At 29.6% G+C, this 18,268-nt stretch carries 19 protein-coding genes and 3 tRNA genes; all 22 read right to left on the bottom strand.

Annotated elements, in window-relative coordinates; translation table 11 throughout:
- Positions 1-10: 10 nt before the first annotated feature.
- Entirely contained in the window at positions 11-1,783 is a 1,773-nt protein-coding gene (locus MKD34_RS07685; RefSeq protein WP_240218940.1) for a TIGR03960 family B12-binding radical SAM protein, read from the bottom strand.
- 10 nt (positions 1,784-1,793) lie between these two features.
- Complete coding sequence (locus MKD34_RS07690) at positions 1,794-2,213, bottom strand: HD domain-containing protein (protein WP_240218941.1); 420 nt, start codon at positions 2,211-2,213, stop codon at positions 1,794-1,796.
- Entirely contained in the window at positions 2,214-3,065 is an 852-nt protein-coding gene (locus MKD34_RS07695; RefSeq protein WP_240218942.1) for a KH domain-containing protein, read from the bottom strand.
- Positions 3,065-3,664: a thymidine kinase gene (locus MKD34_RS07700; RefSeq protein ID WP_023051219.1), complete on the bottom strand. Its 600-nt coding sequence runs from the start codon at positions 3,662-3,664 to the stop codon at positions 3,065-3,067. Before MKD34_RS07700 ends, MKD34_RS07695 begins: the two co-directional genes overlap by 1 nt.
- Before the next feature lie 127 nt (positions 3,665-3,791).
- Positions 3,792-4,685, bottom strand: coding sequence for a GTPase Era (era, locus tag MKD34_RS07705; RefSeq protein WP_240218943.1), 894 nt, complete (start codon positions 4,683-4,685; stop codon positions 3,792-3,794).
- Positions 4,686-4,687: 2 nt separating this feature from the next.
- Complete coding sequence (locus MKD34_RS07710) at positions 4,688-5,479, bottom strand: tyrosine-type recombinase/integrase (RefSeq protein WP_240218944.1); 792 nt, start codon at positions 5,477-5,479, stop codon at positions 4,688-4,690.
- The gene (gene recN, locus MKD34_RS07715; RefSeq protein WP_240218945.1) at positions 5,479-7,140 is read right to left on the bottom strand and encodes a DNA repair protein RecN; all 1,662 of its coding nucleotides are present in this window, start codon (positions 7,138-7,140) and stop codon (positions 5,479-5,481) included. Before recN ends, MKD34_RS07710 begins: the two co-directional genes overlap by 1 nt.
- Positions 7,134-7,931 (bottom strand): NAD(+)/NADH kinase, encoded by a 798-nt coding sequence (locus MKD34_RS07720; protein ID WP_240218946.1) that lies wholly within the window; start codon positions 7,929-7,931, stop codon positions 7,134-7,136. Before MKD34_RS07720 ends, recN begins: the two co-directional genes overlap by 7 nt.
- Positions 7,932-7,942: 11 nt before the next feature.
- The gene (locus tag MKD34_RS07725) at positions 7,943-9,031 is read right to left on the bottom strand and encodes a murein hydrolase activator EnvC family protein (RefSeq protein WP_240218947.1); all 1,089 of its coding nucleotides are present in this window, start codon (positions 9,029-9,031) and stop codon (positions 7,943-7,945) included.
- A 2-nt stretch (positions 9,032-9,033) separates the two neighbouring features.
- Positions 9,034-9,831: a cell division protein FtsX gene (locus MKD34_RS07730; protein ID WP_240218948.1), complete on the bottom strand. Its 798-nt coding sequence runs from the start codon at positions 9,829-9,831 to the stop codon at positions 9,034-9,036.
- A gap of 59 nt (positions 9,832-9,890) precedes the next feature.
- Positions 9,891-10,817 carry a transketolase family protein gene (locus MKD34_RS07735; RefSeq protein WP_240220099.1) on the bottom strand — a complete coding sequence of 309 codons (927 nt, stop codon included), beginning with the start codon at positions 10,815-10,817 and terminating at the stop codon, positions 9,891-9,893.
- A 17-nt stretch (positions 10,818-10,834) separates the two neighbouring features.
- A complete protein-coding gene (locus tag MKD34_RS07740) occupies positions 10,835-11,662 on the bottom strand; it encodes a transketolase (protein ID WP_240218949.1) in 828 nt (275 codons plus the stop codon).
- 96 nt (positions 11,663-11,758) lie between these two features.
- Positions 11,759-12,367 carry a hypothetical protein gene (locus MKD34_RS07745; protein WP_240218950.1) on the bottom strand — a complete coding sequence of 203 codons (609 nt, stop codon included), beginning with the start codon at positions 12,365-12,367 and terminating at the stop codon, positions 11,759-11,761.
- A 106-nt stretch (positions 12,368-12,473) separates the two neighbouring features.
- On the bottom strand, positions 12,474-13,658 hold the full coding sequence (gene tuf / locus MKD34_RS07750) for an elongation factor Tu (protein ID WP_040406695.1): 1,185 nt from the start codon (positions 13,656-13,658) through the stop codon (positions 12,474-12,476).
- Between the two features lie 118 nt (positions 13,659-13,776).
- Positions 13,777-13,861: transfer RNA gene (locus MKD34_RS07755), tRNA-Tyr, on the bottom strand.
- Positions 13,862-13,880: 19 nt separating this feature from the next.
- Positions 13,881-13,955, bottom strand: a tRNA-Glu gene (locus MKD34_RS07760).
- Positions 13,956-13,960: 5 nt separating this feature from the next.
- Positions 13,961-14,036 (bottom strand) — tRNA-Thr (locus tag MKD34_RS07765).
- Positions 14,037-14,142: 106 nt separating this feature from the next.
- Positions 14,143-14,574, bottom strand: coding sequence for a hypothetical protein (locus MKD34_RS07770; RefSeq protein ID WP_240218951.1), 432 nt, complete (start codon positions 14,572-14,574; stop codon positions 14,143-14,145).
- 16 nt (positions 14,575-14,590) lie between these two features.
- The gene (locus MKD34_RS07775; RefSeq protein ID WP_240218952.1) at positions 14,591-15,226 is read right to left on the bottom strand and encodes an L-threonylcarbamoyladenylate synthase; all 636 of its coding nucleotides are present in this window, start codon (positions 15,224-15,226) and stop codon (positions 14,591-14,593) included.
- 92 nt (positions 15,227-15,318) lie between these two features.
- On the bottom strand, positions 15,319-16,269 hold the full coding sequence (locus tag MKD34_RS07780; protein WP_240218953.1) for a ribose-phosphate diphosphokinase: 951 nt from the start codon (positions 16,267-16,269) through the stop codon (positions 15,319-15,321).
- Between the two features lie 5 nt (positions 16,270-16,274).
- Complete coding sequence (gene glmU / locus MKD34_RS07785) at positions 16,275-17,621, bottom strand: bifunctional UDP-N-acetylglucosamine diphosphorylase/glucosamine-1-phosphate N-acetyltransferase GlmU (protein ID WP_240218954.1); 1,347 nt, start codon at positions 17,619-17,621, stop codon at positions 16,275-16,277.
- 76 nt (positions 17,622-17,697) lie between these two features.
- Positions 17,698-18,219, bottom strand: coding sequence for a DnaJ domain-containing protein (locus MKD34_RS14090; protein WP_274722693.1), 522 nt, complete (start codon positions 18,217-18,219; stop codon positions 17,698-17,700).
- Positions 18,220-18,268: the final 49 nt, after the last annotated feature.

An 18,268-nucleotide genomic window follows, 5' to 3' on the forward strand; every position in this document is an offset into this window, starting at 1 on the left:
AATCTCCCAATTACTTTTTATCTAAAGTTAATGATCCACACTCTTTAATATATTTTTTCATTCCACAAGCTGAGCATTGCTCTCTACAATCAACTGTTAAAGCTTGTTTTTCACTTTTTTCTAGTTCTCTTATGTAAAATTCTTTACTAACTCCTGTGTCTACAAGGTCCCATGGAAGAACGGCATCTAATTCTCTTGCACCTAAATAATCTTTTTCAGATATATTCAACTCTTCCATTGCTTCTTTCCAAATAGAGAAATTATCTTTGTAATCATCTAGTTTTGCACCAATTTTAAATGCTGTTTCTATTAAATCAGCTGTTCTTTCATCTCCTCTTGAAAGGAAACCTTCTAAATAAGATTTTTTAGGTGGATGCATTCTTAAAGTTGCTCCCTTCATTCCTCTAAAAGCATCTCTTAACATTCCCTGTTTTCTTTCTGTTTCTTCAACACTCATTTGCTCATGCCATTGATAAGGTGTATGAGGTTTTGGAACAAAGTTTGAAACACTTGCTGTTATATTAACTCTTCTTCTTATTGTTCTACATCTATATGTAACTCTTTTCACTAGCTCATATATTGCCATAACATCTTCATCTGTTTCAAATGGTAATCCTATCATAAAGTAAAACTTTAGATTATCCCAACCAGCTTTTACTGCTGCTTCTGCTGTTTCTATAATTTGTTCCTCTGTTACCCCTTTATTAATAACATCTCTCATTTTCTGACTTCCAGCTTCTGGAGCAAATGTAAATCCAGTTCTTTTTCCACCACTAATGTTTACAGCTACATCAACAGAATGAGTATTCATTCTAAGAGATGGTAGTGAAATTGCTAAATTTTTATTCTCATATTTTTTTTGTAATCCATCTATTAAAGAGCTTATTCCTGTATAATCACTACTACTTAAAGATGATAATGATATTTCAGAATAACCTGTATTGAAAAGCATATCCTCTATTAATTCCATATTTTTCTCAAGACTTCTTTCTCTTACAGGTCTATAAACATACCCTGCTTGACAGAATCTACATCCTCTAGTGCATCCTCTTTGAATCTCCACTGAAGCTCTATCATGAACTATTTGAATATATGGTACTAATTGCTCAGAATATGATGGTGTATTATCTATATCTTGAACTATTGCTCTTTTTATTCTTTTTACACCTTTATGTAATTTAGGAATATAAACTCCTTCAAAATCTTTTATAGCTTCAAGTTTTTCAGCTTTTGTTTTTCCCGCAAGAGCAACCAATGTTTGAGCTAACTTTGTCATAGTTTCTTCTCCATCACCAATTACAAAGAAATCTAAAAATTTCTCCATAGGTGTTGGGTTCATCATACATGTTCCACCTGCCATTATAAGGGGATGTTCTTCTCCTCTTTCATCAGCATGCAATGGGATATTGGCCAAGTCTAAAGCATTTAAAACATTTGGATAACACATCTCATATGATAATGAAAAACCAACAACATCAAAATCTCTTAACTCTGTTTTTGTCTCTAAAGAAAACATTGGAATATTATTTTGTCTCATTAAAGTTTCCATGTCTTCCATTGGAGCAAATCCTCTTTCTAAATAAAAATTATCAACTTTATTCATAATTGCATAAAGTAATTTTATTCCTAAATTAGACATTCCCACTTCATAAATATCTGGAAAGAATAAACACATTCTAGCCTTTACTGAATCTAAATCTTTATGAAAACTATTTATTTCATTTCCTAAATATTGAGCTGGTTTTTCTACTGACATTAAATACTTACCTATATCTACTCTCATATCTCTCCTTTTATTCATCATCAATTTTTTGAAAAATTTTCATTTCATTTTCCACATCAACTTTATGATGATCTCTACATAATTTTGCTACATCTATATTGATATCTTTTAATATTTCAAAAGCATTTTCAGAATGTTTTTCTAGCTTTTTATCTCCAATTAAAACTTTTTTTATTCTTTTTAAAAGACCTGTATTACCTTTTCCACAATCATGTAGTAATGCTAATTTTAAATAATTTTTATTATTTTCTAAAATTCTGTTTTCACTACATTTTTTATAAACTAAAAATGAATGCACTTTATCGTACTCTCTCATCTTACTAAAAATCTTATATTCTTCTGCTGAAAGCACCTTTTTTATCTCTTCTTCATTTCTTTTATTAAATTTCAAAAATATATATCTATATACTTGCTTTAGTCTAGAAAGCATTTAAATCTCCCTTATTACTATATTTCCAAGTTCTTTTCTTAAGGATTTTATATTTGAAGCATTTTTTCCTATTACTTCTCCTTTTTTTTCCTTTTTTACATATAATATTGTAATTTCATCATCTTTTGTTTTTTCTATTTTTTCAACTCCAGATATTTTAAGATTATCACATGATAATATCATCTTATTCATTAACTCTTCTTTTAGATACACATTTTCTAAAGTTAAAAATTTTCCTGGAAAAGTTTCAACTTCACCAGTTAAAATATACCCTGCCATATTTCTAACTTGTTTAGGCATAAATGAATTTCCTATAAATTTTAATACTCCTTTTTCATAAGTAACTTTAACTGTTCTTTCATGTTCTTTTAATTCGAGTCCCTTCTTATCTGTAAATTTACTTACATCATAAGTTCCGCTTATTTCTAAAAGAGTTTTTTCTATATCTTCTATTGATCTTTTAACTCTTTTTTTAGGATATCTATAAATATACTCTCTTTTTTCTACATATTCTGGAAAAGATAAATTTGGAAAAGTTTTTTGTACTTTTCTTATAAAAATAGATTCCTTCATTTTTTCATTAAATTTAAATATTATCTCACTTAAATCACCAGTAAAATTACTACTTACATATAACAGATTTCTTTCAGCAGAAACTTTAGCATCTGTTCTTCCACCCTGTTGAATTCCTTTTGCCCAAGTAAATCCTAGTTCATTCATTACTTTTCTAAATTCACCTTTTACAGTTACTTTTCCTGCCATTTCATCAAAAGAATGAAATTTTTCTCCATTATAAAAAACTGTAAATATATATCCCCATTTATCAGTTTTTTCAATACCTCTAAAATTCATTACTCTCCTCTTTTTCTAACAATATGGCATCTTCTACATCTTGCTTCATAACTTTCACTAGCTCCAACTAATACAATAGGATCATCCTCGTATGCTGGCTCTCCATCAACTAATCTTTGAGTTCTTGATGCTGGATTACCACAGCAAGCACAAATAGCATTAAATTTGTCTACATATTCAGCTTTTGCCATTAGTCTATCCATTGGTTTGAACGGTTCTCCTCTAAAATCTTGATCTAATCCAGCTACAACAACTCTTTTCCCTTGATCTGCCAGTTCTTCACAAAATTCAGCTACGTCCTCACCAAAAAATTGAACCTCATCTATTCCTATAACTTTTACATCTTTATATTCTTTTTCTATTATCTCTCTCATCTCTTCTACTGTTGAAGCTGGTACAGCCTCAATAAAAGCCTGACTATGAGAAGCTACTTTTGTATCATCATATCTATCATCACTTGAATGTTTAAAAACTAAAATTTTCTGATTTGCATATTTTGATCTTCTCATTCTTCTAATTAACTCTTCACTTTTTCCTGAAAACATACTTCCAGTTACAACTTCTATCCAACCCATTCCTTCTGTTAATAATAAATGCATTGTATTTTTTCCTCCATCACCAACTATTTTTTATCTATTTTCTATTATAACATAATTAACACATCAAAACAAATCTATAAATCTCTTCAAAATAAAAAAGTAGCCATGATAGCTACTTTTAATTTATCTATTTTTCGTCTACATATCCTAATTCTTTTAAGAATGGTTTTTTCTTTCTCCAGTCATCTTTTACTTTTACCCAAAGTTCTAAGTATATTTGAATTCCTAATAGACTTTCTATCTCTTTTCTAGCTTCAATTCCAATCTCTTTTAGCATTTTACCTTGCTTTCCAATTATAATACCTTTTTGAGAGTCTCTTTCTACATAAATATTTATATCAAACTTATCTTTTCCATTATCTCTTCTAGTTACATTTATAATTTCAATAGCTACAGAGTGAGGAATTTCATCTCTTGTTCTTTCTAATATTTTTTCTCTAACAACTTCTGTTATTATTCTGTATGTAGGCATATCCGTATACATATCATCTGGATAATATTTTATTCCATCTTCTAAAAATGGATCTAACGCTTCTAGTAATTTAGGAACACCTATTGCATATTGTCCTGCGATCTCTACAATCGCATCAAAATCACCTAATTTTTCTGCTATTTCTTCTCTTTTTTTAATTAGTTCTTCATCTGTTATTTTATCTATTTTATTTACTATTAATATTCTTGGTGTTTTTTTTGCTTCTTTTACTTTTTCCCATACGAATAAATCACCAGTACTAATCTCTTGAGAAGCATCTATAACCATGGCAATTACATCAACATCTCTTAGTACTCTTAAAGCACTATTTGTCATATGTTCACCTAATAAATGCTTTGGTTTATGAATTCCTGGAGTATCTACAAATATATATTGATTTCCATTAAAATTTAAAATACCTTTTATCGTATCTCTTGTTGTTCCTGCCTTATCAGAAACAATAGCAACTTTTTCATTTACAAGTTTATTTATTAATGTAGACTTTCCTACGTTTGGTCTACCTACAACTGCTATAAATCCAGCTTTCACTTTTAATCATCTCCTATTCCTATTTTAAAATACTTATCTTTTAAATCTAAAAAAAACTGTTCTTCATTAATTTCATCATTACATTTTACCATAGTTTTCAAAGTATTTCTCAACATATTTGGAGTTATCTCTCTTTCAATACCACATTTTTTACCTAAAGAGATAAATCTAGCTCGAAACGATTGTCTACTAAAACTATAGAATACAAGATTACTATTACCATTAGATAAATAATTTCTAATATCTTTTATATAGTCTTCAAGTTCTTTAGAAAGTTCATCAGATATTCTTATCTTTTCACCCTTTTCATCATTATATATAATTTTATATGAAACTAACTCTAAATCTGATATTTTTATTTTTAGAACATCATTTATTGATAAATTGGTTTCTACAAGTAATTTTATAAGTAACTTATCTCTCAATCCCTTATAATCTTTCCCACAAGCATCTAAAATACTATTAATTTCCCAAAGCTCTAAAGTTTCGAGCTCTTTTTCAGGAGCTTTTTCAATTACTATTCCCTCTGAAGGATTATCATTTATAAATCTTTTTTCTAAAAGATATTTATAAAATGTCTTTATTGTACTTATTTTTCTTATAATTGAATTTGGTTGATAATTATTTTTTAAGAATTCAATATATTTTAATATGTCTTCTTTTTTTATATTTAAAAAATCTTTTTCTACGAAACTTTCAAAGTCTTTTATATCTCCATAATATAAATCTAGTGTTTCTTTTTTTAAGCTTTTTGAATCTGCTTTATATTTAATAAAATTTTCCAATAGTTTCATTATACATCACCTAATAACTCTTTAGCATGCTCTATTACTGCTTCAGATATATTTTTTCCCGCTAACATTCTAGCAATCTCTTTTATTCTTTCATCTTTATCTAACTCTTTTACTTGGGTTATAGTTTTATTATCTATCAGATTTTTTTCTATATAAAACTGTTGAGTAGCTTTTGCTGCTATAGCAGGCGAGTGAGTTATACTCATAACTTGAGTTGTTTCACCTATCTCTTGAAGTTTATTCGCTATTTTTCTAACAGTTTCTCCTCCAACTCCCGTATCAATCTCATCAAAAATTAATATTGGTATATTATCAACTTTTGAGAAAATCACTTTTATAGCTAACATTATTCTACTCACTTCCCCACCTGAAGCAACCTTCCATAATGGTTTTAATCCTTGACCAACATTTGTTGATATCATAAACTCCACTTGGTCTATTCCACTTAAAGTCATTGATGTTGATTCTTCAAATTCAATTTTAAAGTTTGCATCTCCCATATTTAGACCTTTTAATTCATCTTGGAGATTTTCTTCAATGATTTTAGCCTTTAATTTTCTTATATCACTTAACTTTTTAGCTAAAGTATAGTATTTTGTTTTAGCTTCGTCTCTATCTTTTTCTAATTTTTTTACTTGAAAACTATTTTCATCTAATAACTGAAGTTTTTCATCGATTTTTTCTCTGTATTGAAGTATTGTAGCTATATCTTCTCCATATTTTGACTTTAAACGATTAATCGTATCAAGTCTTGAAATTACCTTTTCTAATCTTAAATCATCAGCCTCTATATCATCATTTAAATCTCTAATTGAATCTACACAATCTTGTAAATCATAGTAAACTCTTTCTAATCTTTCTAAGTTTTCTTGAAATTCTTTTCCATACTTTGAAATTGTTTCTAAGTTTTTTCTGCTATTGTAAATTATATTTAAAGCATTTTTTTCTCCATCTTTTAATATATTCTCCGTTAGTGATAGCTTTTCCTTTATTTTTCCTGCATGAAATAGTTTTTTATACTCTTCTTCAAGTTTTTCATCTTCTCCATCTTTCAAATTTACTTTATCAATCTCTTGAAGTTGAAATTCATAAAATTCTTTTTTTTCTAAAGTTTCTCTTTTATTTTTTTCTACATCTTGAATTCTTCTTTCCAAACTTGAATATTCATTATAAATTATTTCAAGTTGCTTTTTTATTGCAATACCATCATCACCTAAAAATCTATCTAAAAGTCTTAAATGATTACTTTTATTTAAAAGCATTTGATGAGAGTGCTGACCTACTATATCAACTAAAGTCCCCATTATCTCTTTTAAACTAGACATTGGCACTCTTATGTTATTTACAAAAGCTTTTCCTTTTCCATTTTTATCTATATGTCTTCTTACTATAACTTCATTATCTTCAGCTTCTATACCTAACTCTCTTAATTCAGCTTCTTGTTCTTCATTAACAGCAAATACACCTTGTGCTAGAAGGTATTCTTCTCCATCTCTAACCATATCTGCACTAGCTTTTTCTCCTATTAAAAGATTTATTCCGCTTAAAATTATTGATTTCCCTGCTCCTGTTTCTCCAGTCAAAACAATTAATCCTTTTTTAAATTCTAAATCCACCTTTTCTATTATGGCTAAATTTTCAATTTTCAACTCTTTTAACATAGATTATCTCCCCACTTTAACTTATCTCTTAAAATTCCATAGTAATCTCTATTTTCTGGTAATATAAGATTTATTTTTTCATCAGAGTAATATACCAATATTTCCTCAGCATTTCCTATTTCTCTCTCTATTTCACCATCTATTATTATACAACCTTTTTGCTCTGGTTTTAAAGTTAATATTAATCTTTCTTCACCACTTAAAATTATAGGTCTTGTTGCTAAATTATGAGGTGCTAAAGGGGTAACTACTATAGCTTTTATTTGTGGCATAACTATTGGGCCTCCTGCTGAAAGAGAATATGCTGTTGAGCCTGTAGGTGTTGCAACAATTATTCCATCTGCTTTATAATCACAGATTTTTGTATTCTCAGTATTCATTGATATATCTAGAATTTTTGAACTGGCCATTTTCTTTGAAATAACAATCTCATTTAATACGTCTATCTTTTCTCCTCTTATAACTACTTCTAAAAGTTGTCTACTCTCTTTTTTTACTATTCCTTTTAAATACTTAAGAAAAGTAGGATGAAACTCTTCGATTTTTATCTCTGTTAAAAAACCTAAAGATCCTGCATTGATTGCAAAAATATCTATATTTTTATTTTTAATTAAAGTTTTAGAGGCTCTAAGTAAAGTTCCATCTCCTCCTATAACAACAGCAAATTTTGCTTCTAATACATCAGTCTTAGGAACTATTTCTATATCGTATTTTAAAAAAAAGTCTATTAATTGATGATATAGTTTTACTGCTTCTTTTTTATCTTCATTGTAAATTATAGTTCCCTTCATTATTTCCTCCCTTAAAATAGATTTTCTGGATTTATTGGTTTTAAATTAAATCTTACTTCATAATAAAGATTTGCTTTACTATCGGTATTTAGACCTAAAACACCTATGTCTTGTCCTCTTTGAACTTGTTGATTTAATTTAACTCCAACAGCAATTAAATTTCCATAAACACCAATAGTATTATATCCATAATCTATCATAACCACATTATTAAGCCCTTGAAATTTATCTGCATATATTACTTTTCCACTTGTTGCAGCTTTAACCCTAGCTCCCATTTTTCCAGCTATCTCTATACCATTACTAACAACTTCACCATTTTTCTTTTCTTTAAATTTTACAGCAATTGTTCCTGAAATAGGTCTTTGGAATTTTCCAAGTTTAAGTACTGCTGTATCTAATTTTACATTTTTAGCTGTTACACTTCTTGCTTTTATTATTCTTTCAATTTCTTTTTCTATATTTTTCTTTTGAGTCTCTAACTTACTTATTGTTTTTACATGAGTTGTTTTTTCTTGATTTAATCTTGTTATTAATCTATTTTTTTCTTGTTTTTTTACTTCAATTGATCTTCTATTTGAATCTAGTTTTCTTTTAAGAATCGTTAATTTTTGTCTATCATTTTCAATGTTCTTTTTTACATGTTCTATTGAACTTTGAACATTTTTAATATGTTCCATACTTTCTAAATCTCCATACAAAAGTCTTGAAAAGCTTCTTTTAGCAATGCTTCTCTCTTTTGTATCACTTTCTAAACTAGATTTTCTAGTTACTTCAATCATTTTAGCTTTATATTCTGACTTTTTTCTATCTAGTACCTTACTACTTACATTTAAATTCAATCCACCATACTCAATATTTCTATTAACTATTTTTATCTCATCTTGAAGTTTTTCTGCCTCTTTTTCAATATCTTTAATTTCTGAATTTATATTTTCAATCTGTTTTGCAATACTTATTTTTTCAGAGTCTATATGTTCAATTCTACTATTTTTTTGCTTTATTTCACTCTCTATTTTTTTCATTTTATTTTTTAAATTATCTACACTATCTCCAAATACAAAAGTTGAACAAATAAAAAAAATCATTATTCTTTTCATATTTAGACCTCATCTTTTTTTAGCTTACCTGTTGATTTCCAAGCCAAAAATAGAAGTATTAGTGTTGCTATAATCTCAATTACTATAATTTGTTTAAAACTTTGAAGTATTAATTTTGATAAAATTTGTTGGTACTTATCTCTCAATATAACATAAATATTAAAAAATATCATTCCTCCAACTAATGCGCTTCCAAAAAATGGTATCAAATTTTTATTTCTAGCTACAGAAAAGTTTTTTTTATTTTGTGGAGCCTTTATTGAAAATATCATATAATCTCTAATTATAACTCCTCTGAGAATTGTTGTTATTGGATAATACATTCCTAAAGATAATATTAAACAAATAAATAGTGACATGTTTGCTGCACTAACTTTTCTTTGAATATTTTGTAAAAATTGACTATCTATATATATCTCTCTTACCATTGGGTTTACATCTAATAATTCCTGGATGGCATGAAGGTTTTTTTCATCTTTAAAATATACAATTATTGAATTTGGTAATGGATTTTCACTTTTAGGTATCACTATTTCTAATTCTTTTTGTAAGTTTCTAAAAGCTTCTTCTTTTGATAAAAATCTTGTTCCTTTAACATTTTCATTTTCTAAAAGAAATTTTTCGAATTCTTGTAATTTCTCTTTTGAGTTTTCATTTTGTAACTCAATAGTAAAAAAATAATCACTCTTTAATATTTTCCCAATAAAGTAGCTATTAGAAGATAATGAAATAAATATATTAAATATAATAAAACTTAGTGTTAATGCTATAAATGTTCTTGCCCCTTTTTTTCTTTCCATCTCTTCTCCCTAATTAAAATATAGAGGCCAGTTCAACTCGCCTCTATACTATATATTTTCTATAAGTTTTCTTTTATTACCGATATTAATTTTGTTGCCGTTAATTCGTATTTCTCTAATAGCTCTTCAGCCTTTCCACTTTGACCAAACACATCATAAATTCCAACTTTTTTAACTAATGTTGGATGTGTCTCTGATAAGAACTCTGATACTGCTGATCCAAGTCCTCCTATTACTGAGTGCTCTTCAGCTGTTACTATGAACTTTGTTTCTTGAGCAGCTTTTAAAACTGTTTCTCCATCTAAAGGTTTTATCGTTCCAACATTTACTACTCTTACTGAAACCCCTTCAGCTTGTAACTTTTCTGCTGCTTCTAAAGCTCTTGCTGTCATAAGTCCTGTTGCTAATATTGTAACATCAGTTCCTTCTTTTATAGTATTTGCTATTCCTATTTGGAAATCATATGAATCATCAAATAATACTGGTACATCTAATCTTCCCATTCTTATGTATACTGGTCCGTTATACTCTGCTGCTGCAAATATCATTTTCTTAGTTTCTGTAGCATCTGCTGGTGATAATACAACCATTCCTGGAATACTTCTCATTAAAGAGATATCTTCAACTGATTGATGAGACCCTCCATCTTCTCCTACTGAAATCCCTGCATGTGTTGGAGCTATTTTTACATTTAACTTTGGATAAGCTACTGTATTTCTTATTTGCTCAAATGCTCTTCCCGCTGCAAACATCGCAAATGTAGAAGCAAATGGTATTTTTCCACATGTAGCAAGTCCTGCTGCTGTTCCAATTAAATCTGCTTCAGCTATTCCAACGTTTATATGTCTTTCTGGAAATGCTTCTTGAAATAGATTTGTTTTTGTTGATTTTGTTAAGTCTGCATCTAAAACAACTATATTATTATTTTGTCTTCCAAGCTCTACTAATGCTTCTCCGTAAGCCTGTCTTGTAGATTTTTTCATTATTTCATCCTCCGAATTTATTATATCTCTGATACTTTCTCTAGCTCTGCTATCGCTTTTTCTGTTTCTTCACAAGTTGGAGCTACTCCATGGAATCCACAAACATTTTCCATAAATGATACTCCCTTACCTTTTACAGTTTTAGCAATAATTACTGTCGGTTGCCCTTTTGTTTCTTTCGCTTTATCTAAAGCATCAAATATCTCTTGGAAGTTATGTCCATCTATTATAATTACATTCCATCCAAAAGCTTCCCATTTTTTATCTAGAGGCTCTACACCCATAATTTTATCTACATTTCCATCTATTTGAAGATTGTTTGAGTCAACGAAAGCACATATCGAATCAAGCTTAAAGTGTGCTGCTGACATTGCGGCTTCCCATACTTGTCCCTCTTGTAACTCTCCATCTCCCATTAAAACATACGTTCTATAGTTTTCTCCTGAGATTCTAGCTGATAATGCCATTCCATTTGCTACAGATAGTCCTTGCCCTAAAGAACCTGTAGAAATCTCTACACCTGGAAGTTTTTTCATATCTGGATGACCTTGTAAAGGTGATCCATAAGCTCTTAATGTTCCTAAAAGTTCTCTATCAAAGTATCCTCTTTCAGCTAAAGCAGAGTAAAGTACTGGAGCTGCATGTCCTTTTGATAAAACAAATCTGTCTCTTCCCTCCATTTTTGGGTTTTTCGGATCTATATTCATTTCTGAAAAATATAGTGCAGTTACTATATCAGCAGCTGATAATGATCCTCCTGGATGACCTGATTTTGATTTACAAATCATTTGAACAATGTCTTTTCTAATTTTAGTAGCTTGTTCTACTAAAAAGTTAATGTCTCTCATTTTTTCTCCTCTCAATCCTTTTATTTAGTTAAATTATATTAAAAATTAACTTCTTTTGTCAAGTTAAGGTCCAGGATTTCTATAAATTTTCATGTACTAAAATAGGATTTTCACTTTTTCAAATATTAAGTGTACAATAAAAGTGATAGAATTACTTATTTCATCATATTTTACTGCACTTAAAAATACACAAACCCCTGCAAAAAAGGTAAAAGGTCTAAAAAACTTTTCTTCTTTTTTTATATTTTTTACAATTGTGTACACTCCTAATAAAGTCAAAATCATAACTTCAATATAAGTTTGCGAATATTTTATCGATAAAAAGATACAATATATTCCCGTTAAAAAAATAAATCCTTTACTTCCTTTAACACCTAAACATACTCTACAATATGGAAAATATATTAATGCTCCTCTTGACCATCCCTTTGGAAAAAAATCAAAAATCATATGTAATCCTAACGCTAACGCAAATCCCATTATTGAAAATCTAAAAACTTCAACATCTTTTTGAGTATTGTAAAAATATATCATTATCCAAAGTATTATTGGACTATGAGTTAAAATATTTCTATGTTTTATCTTTAACTTAAAATCCCAATCAGGAAATTTCAACCCTATTAAAAAAGACATCCAAATTAATATTAGTCCTATGAAGCTCATAGATTCAAAAACCTCTATAACTTTTGTAAAATCTATTATCATGTAATATCCTTTCTATTTTTTCATATTATATCATATTTTTTTAAATGAAAAAATAAAAAAGAGAGCTAAGTTTAAAACTTAACTCTCAATATTTTAATAAGTAAGATTACTTAGTAATTTCTGCAACAACTCCAGAAGCTACTGTTCTTCCTCCCTCTCTGATTGCGAATCTTAATCCTGGCTCCATTGCGATTGGGTGAATTAACTCTACTGTCATCTCAATGTTGTCTCCTGGCATTACCATTTCTACTCCCTCAGGTAAGTTGATTGCTCCAGTTATATCTGTAGTTCTGAAGTAGAACTGTGGTCTGTATCCTGAGAAGAATGGAGTATGTCTTCCTCCCTCTTCCTTAGTTAATACGTATACCTCTGATTTGAATCCTGTATGTGGTAATATTGATCCTGGCTTACATAATACTTGTCCTCTTTCAACATCCTCTTTCTTGATTCCTCTTAATAATGCTCCGATGTTATCTCCTGCTTGACCTTGATCTAACAGCTTTCTGAACATCTCTACTCCTGTACAAGTTGATTTTGTAGTATCTTTGATTCCTACTATTTCAATCTCTTCTCCAACTTTTACAATTCCTCTTTCTACTCTTCCAGTTACAACTGTTCCTCTTCCTGTAATTGTGAATACATCCTCAATTGGCATTAGGAATGGTTGGTCTACTGCTCTTGCAGGTGTTGGAATGTAAGAATCTACAGCGTCCATTAGAGCTTTGATTTGGTTAACCCATTTCTCTTCTCCGTTCATTGCTCCTAAAGATGATCCCATTATTACTGGTAAATCGTCTCCTGGGAATCCGTACTCTGTTAATAACTCTCTTACTTCCATTTCAACTAACTCTAATAACTCTTCGTCGTCTACCATGTCAGCTTTGTTTAAGTATACTACGATGTATGGAACTCCAACCTGTCTTGATAATAGGATGTGCTCTCTTGTTTGTGGCATTGGACCATCTGCTGCTGATACAACTAAGATAGCTCCGTCCATTTGTGCTGCTCCAGTGATCATGTTCTTTACGTAATCCGCGTGACCTGGACAGTCAACGTGCGCGTAGTGTCTCTCTACTGTTTCGTACTCGATGTGAGCTGTATTGATTGTGATTCCTCTTTCTCTCTCTTCTGGTGCAGCGTCGATGTTAGCGAAATCTACTTTCTTAGCTAGTCCCATATCTGATAATACTTTTGATATTGCTGCTGTTGTTGTTGTTTTTCCGTGGTCAACGTGTCCGATTGTTCCAATGTTAACGTGCGGTTTGCTTCTTTCAAATTTTTCTTTAGCCATTTGAAATTTCCTCCTGTTTTTCTTTATATTTATTTTTTCTTTTCTTTTACAAAAAAAATCCGCTTAAAAAAAAATCCACACATATCCTTCAAACTGTTTCAGGTTAGTGTAGTATAAGTGGTGGTGAGAGAAGGATTCGAACCTTCGAAGGCAGAGCCGTCAGATTTACAGTCTGATCCCTTTGGCCGCTCGGGAACCTCACCATATCTTATTTAATTTTAATGGTACCCCGTAGGGGAATCGAACCCCTGTTTATAGAGTGAAAATCTATTGTCCTTACCACTGAACGAACGGGGCGTTTATGGTGCCGCTTATCGGAGTCGAACCAATCACCTACTGATTACAAGTCAGTTGCTCTACCAGATGAGCTAAAGCGGCATCCCTTCAGACATTTATAATTATACCCTATCATATAAAAAATGTCAACAATTTTTTTAAAAAAAAGAAGTAGAATAATTCTCTACTTCTAGTTTTATTTATGATATTATTTTTTCAATTGAATAAGTAGCTCTCTATATTGTTTAGCCATAACTTTTGTCATTGATTTTTTTATAAGTTGATACCATTTAAATTGAACAGTTTCCATACCTCTAACTGCATCTGCTACCATTTTCGTTAAGAACTCTTGCTCCTCATAAGATAATTTTAACTCCATTTTATCTTTTGAATCTGCTATCGATTTAACATAATCCAAAAACTGGCCAACATTTTGCATTCCACTATTCATTGCAAATTGTTTTTTTATCTCTTCTATAAATTTAGATAAAAACTTCTTTGTTCCTTTATCTAAAGATACTGAGTATTTTCTTTTCCCTTTACCTATTTTTTGAATTGAGTTCATCATACCCATCATTGATGACATTGCATTCATTTGCATAGGATTCATGTTATTTGCGTTTACCTTTTGTGCCTTCATTTTTTCCTCCAAAATTTTATATTTTTCCAATAACTTTCTCTATTGTTTCTTTTTTTATAGCTCCCTCTCTAAGAATTTTTGGAAGCGTTTTTGTTAAATCTAATATTGTTGACTCTATACCTAAAGGAGATTTTCCTCCATCAACTATAACCTCTACTCTTTCTTTGAATTTTTCATCTAATTCTTCAAAACTTCTAGGTGTTTTTTCTCCTGAGATATTAGCACTTGTTGTTGGTAAAACTCCTCCAACACTTTCTATTATATCTTGAGCTAACTTCAAAGCTGGTATCCTAACTCCCACTGTTTCTCCATTAGAAACCATTATACCTGGAACATTATCTTTCTTATTTAAAATAATTGTTAAAGCTCCTGGCCAAAATTCACCTGCTAGCTTTTCTATAATTATCTTTTTTTCCTCATCTATAATTGCGATTTTTTCAATGTATTCTACTTTACTAAGAAGTGCTATTAATGGAGAACTAAAATTTCTCTCTTTTGCCTCATAAATTTTTTGTAGGCCCTTTAGTGAGTCAATACTTGCACCTACTCCATATACTGTATCTGTAGGATAAATTATTATTCCATCATTATTTAATTTATTTTTTATAACTTCTAAATCAATATTGTTTTCTTTAAACACAATTCTTTTCATAATTAATCCTTTTCCTCACCTTTATCTATATAAATAATTCTAACATATTAAAAAAAAAAAAGCTAGTAGAATACTAGCTTTTCTATATGCTTTTACTTTTCAAATAACTCAGATACTGACTCATTGTTTACAATTCTTCTAACAGCTTCTGCAAGAATTTCATCAACAGAAACTACTTTTATTTTATCAATCTTTTTAGACTCTGGTAACGCTATTGAGTCTGTTATTATTACTTCTTTTAAACAAGAAGCTTGCAGTCTCTCAATAGCCGGATCTGAAAATACTCCATGTGTACAACACGCATAAGCTTCTAGAGCTCCTCTTGCCATAATAGCTTCTGCTCCATTTGTTATTGTTCCAGCAGTATCAATCATATCATCTATAAATATTGCTATTTTCCCTTCTACTTCTCCAATTAAATTCATAACCTCTGACATATTTGGTTTTGGTCTTCTTTTGTCAATAATTGCTATTTTACAATCTAGCCATTCAGCTAATTTTCTAGCTCTTTTTACTCCACCAATATCTGGAGATACAACAACAACCTTATCTCCTGACATTCCTCTAGCTATAAATGACTTTGCTAATAATGGTAAAGCTTGCATGTGATCCACTGGAATATCAAAGAAACCTTGAATCTGATCAGCATGTAAATCCATAGTTACAATTCTTGTAGCTCCTGCTGTTGTTAATAAATTTGCCACTAATTTCGATGTGATCGGTTCTCTTGGTCTTGATTTTCTATCTTGTCTAGCATATCCATAATAAGGAATAATAACATTTATTGATTTTGCTGAAGCTCTCTTTAAGGCGTCAATAAATATTAATAACTCCATTATGTTTTCATTTACAGGCTCAGATGTAGATTGAACAATAAATATATCTCTACCTCTTACTGTCTCTCCCACACAAACGTAAACCTCTCCATCTTTAAATCTAACAATTTCAACATCTCCTACTGAAGTTCCATATTTTTCAGCTATTTTTTTAGCTAACTCCATATTTGATGTTCCGGCAAAAATTTTTACCCCAGGTCTTTCCATTTTTTCTATTTCCTCCAATCAAATTTTATAACTTGTTTACTTCTTGATACTGCCAACGCATTTTCAGGTACATCCTTAGTTATTACTGACCCCGCTCCTACTAATGCATTTTCTCCTATAGTAATAGGAGCCACCAACATCGTATCACTTCCTATAAAAGCATTTTTTCCAATTGTGGTTTTGAATTTATTTTTACCATCATAATTACAAGTTATTGTTCCTGCACCTATGTTAGTTTTTTCTCCTACTGTAGCATCTCCTAAATATGTTAAATGTCCTGCTTTAACACCTTTTTCCAATACTGATTTTTTAACTTCTACAAAGTTTCCTATGTGAACTTCTTCTTTTAAATGTGATTTAGGTCTTAAATGTGCAAATGGACCTATTGTTACTTTGCATTCAACAATACTGTCCTCTAATACAGAGCTTTCTATTCTTACTTCATCACCTATTTGGCAATTAATAACTCTTGTATTTCCTAAAATTTCACAATTTTTTCCAATTTTAGTGCTACCTTGTAGTAGAACACCTGGATATACAACTGTATCTTGTCCAATCTCTACACTTTCTTCTATATAGGTATTATTTTTATCAATGAAAATAACACCATTTTCCATATGAGCTATATTTATTCTATCTCTCATTATTGAGTTAGCTTTTTCCAATTCAATTTTAGAGTTTATTCCTAATATTTCATCATTATCTTCTAATAAAAAAGCTTCAACTTTCTTGTTATCTTTAACATTTATTCCAATAACATCTGTTAAATAATATTCACCTTTTTCATTTTTATTATCAATTCTTTTTAATGCTGACAATAATTCTTGAGCTTCAAAGCAATAAACACCTGCATTTACCTCTTTTATAGCTTTTATTTCATCTGTTGCTTCTTTTTCTTCAACAATCCCTACAACTCTTCCATCTTCTTTTACAATTCTTCCATATCCAAACGGATTTTCATAAATAGATGTTAATATTGTTGTTGTCGCTTTTGAATTTTTATGATAGTCATATAATTTTTTTAAAGTTTCTTCTCTCAGTAAAGGAGTATCTCCACATAATATCATCACTGTTCCTTCAAAACTTTCAAGCTTATCTTTTGCTTGAATAACAGCATGTCCTGTTCCTAATTGCTCTTCTTGAACTACATACTCAATATTTGGAAGTACTTTTAAAACTTCTTCTTTTTTATGTCCTAATATTAATATATTTTCAGTTGAACCAATTTTACTACATGTATCTACAATTTTTTGTACCATTGGTACTCCACAAACTTTATGTAAAACTTTTGGCAGCTCTGATTTCATTCTTGTTCCTTTTCCAGCTGCTAAAATTAGTGTCTTTAAACTCATCATACCCTCCATTTTATTCAACTTTTACATTGTACCATAAGATTTAACATTTTTGCAAAATAATTTAATTATAATTTTATTGAAGTTTTTCGTAGGCTTCATTTATTTCTTTAAACTTTTTTTCGTGCATCTCTCTTATTTCAGGTTCAGCATTTGCATATCTATCTGGATGATGCTTTTTAGCCAATTCTCTATATGCTTTTTTTAACTCTTCTGGAGTTACACCTTCTTGAACCCCTAAAATTTTATAATATTTACTTTTATCTTCAAAAGTTCCAAAAGGATTGTTTTGATAACTACCTTGATAATTCCCTCCATATTGGTTACCTTGATTTCTAAACATATCTTCAAAATCTTTTTGAGTATATGTTCTATAGTAAAAATTTCCTTTCCTTGGATTTTTTTTATTCATAAAATATCTAATTACTAAAAATATTAGAATAACTGGAAAGAATTGTATTACTATAAATCCAAAAAAAGAAACTAGTAACATTATAAAAAAAAGTGCTGGTAAAGCTGAAATAGCTCTATTCATACCAAATAGTAGCGCTATTATTAAAAAAATAGCTACTGTTAAAACTAATGCTATTGATATCATTATTTTCTCCTTGATTCTTAACTGTATTATAAAATAAGGGAATAGATTT

It is taken from the genome of Cetobacterium somerae (assembly GCF_022430525.1).
Taxonomy (GTDB): Bacteria; Fusobacteriota; Fusobacteriia; order Fusobacteriales; family Fusobacteriaceae; genus Cetobacterium_A.